2 protein-coding genes are annotated in these 1,729 nt (G+C 32.0%); one reads left to right on the top strand and one right to left on the bottom strand.

Features of this window, described 5'->3' with window-relative positions; all coding sequences use genetic code 11:
• The first annotated feature begins 381 nt into the window (after positions 1-381).
• The gene (locus tag VIM70_RS20015) at positions 382-984 is read left to right on the top strand and encodes a flavin reductase family protein (RefSeq protein WP_331947552.1); all 603 of its coding nucleotides are present in this window, start codon (positions 382-384) and stop codon (positions 982-984) included.
• A 17-nt stretch (positions 985-1,001) separates the two neighbouring features.
• On the opposite strand, the gene VIM70_RS20010 is transcribed toward VIM70_RS20015, so the two are convergent.
• Positions 1,002-1,729: SPFH domain-containing protein (locus VIM70_RS20010; protein ID WP_331947551.1), on the bottom strand; the 728-nt coding region annotated here is incomplete at its 5' end.

Genomic DNA, 1,729 nt, shown 5'->3' with positions numbered 1-1,729 from the left:
ACTTCGGCTCCAAGGACTAGGTACAGGTAGTTGGTTAGACCTTACCTAGTAGGATTCCCCTACTATATGTTAATAACTTACTAATGAAGATAGAATTGCTTCCATTTCCAAGAGGAAACATCACGCGTTTGCGTGCTGCTTCGCAGCTCGCACTATACACTTATTATACCATATTATTAAAAAAATATTACTAATGAAAATGGGAAATATTATCTTATAAAGAAAATTGTTTTTCTCTTTTTTTATAAATCGCTTCCTCACTTGAATTTCAACTGTATAAATCTTTTAAGGTATTGTATAATGGATAAATACAAACTAAAAACATACTTTATAATGTATGCTAAAAAATAATGTATGCTAAAGATATAGGAGTGAAAATATATGCCAAAAACTATTTTTAAAGGCAGTGCAATGTTAAATCCTGTTCCTGTAGTATTAATTACCTCAAAAAATAAAGAAGGAAAAATAAATATTTTTACAGTAGGATGGATAGGAACGGCTTGTACTAAACCTCCAATGATAACTGTAGCGATAAGACCTGAAAGGCTTTCCTATGAATATATAAAAGAAAGTGGCGACTTTGTAGTAAATCTACCTAATTCTAAACTAGTTAGACAAGTTGATTATTGCGGCGTGCGCTCTGGAAAACAAATAGATAAAATAAAAGAGATGAACTTCACTATTGAAAGCGGCATAGATGTCACTGCCCCTTTAATTTCTGAATGTTTCATATCTCTAGAATGCAAAGTTAAAAGCATTACTCCTTTAGGGACACACGATTTATTTTTAGCTGAAATCGTGAATACACATGTAGATAATAATTTAATAGATTCCGCTGGAAAAATTCATTTTGAAAAAGCAGATCTAATTACTTATTCCCATGGTGAATATTTTAGTGTTAATTCTAAACCACTAGGTAAATTTGGTTATTCAGTTCAGAAAAAATCCAGTAAGCCTCATTCAAGACATAAAAAGAAAGTCTGATTTCTCAGACTTTCTTTTTATATTGATTTATTTACCACTGGTTTCTTTTCTAATGATATACTTTCAGTGTGTTTAGTCATTTTTAACATTTCAGCAATACCTGCTATGCTACCAAAAGTTGACAATGTTTCGTTTGGAAGTATAAGTTTATTAGCTGGATTCTTAGCCATTTCTTTAAGGGCCTCTACTTGTTTAAGTGCTATAACTGTTTCATTTGTACCTGACTCTATTATAGCTATATTTACTTTCCTTATAGCTCCTGCTTCTGCAATCGCAATAGTCTCTATAGCACGAGCTTTACCTTCTGCTTCAAGAAGTTGAGATTCCTTAAGTCCTTCTGCACGCCTTATAGTTGCTTGTTTTTCAGCTTCAGCATTTAATATTTGAGCTTGTTTATGTCCTTCGGCTTTTTCAATTAGACTTTGTTTTTCTCCCTCTGCCGTAAGAATAACTGCTCTCTTATCTCTCTCTGCTCTCATTTGTTTTTCCATAGCCTGTTGGATTTCACCTGGTGGTACTATATTTTTAATTTCTACAGATAATATCTTTATTCCATAAGCATCTGTGATCTCATCGATTATTTCAAGAAGCCTAGAATTTATTTTATCTCTTCCTGATAATACTTCATCTAAAGTCATATCTCCACAAATATTTCTCATATTAGTAATAGTTGAGTACACAATACCTGATTTATAATCCTCAATATTGTACACTGCATCTCTTGAGTTAGTAACCTTATAAAATA

This window comes from Clostridium sp. (genome assembly GCF_036569345.1).
Classification (GTDB): domain Bacteria; phylum Bacillota; class Clostridia; order Clostridiales; family Clostridiaceae; genus Clostridium_AD.
The sequence above is the reverse complement of the archived record's forward strand: the minus strand, read 5'-3'. Positions and strand labels throughout refer to the sequence as shown.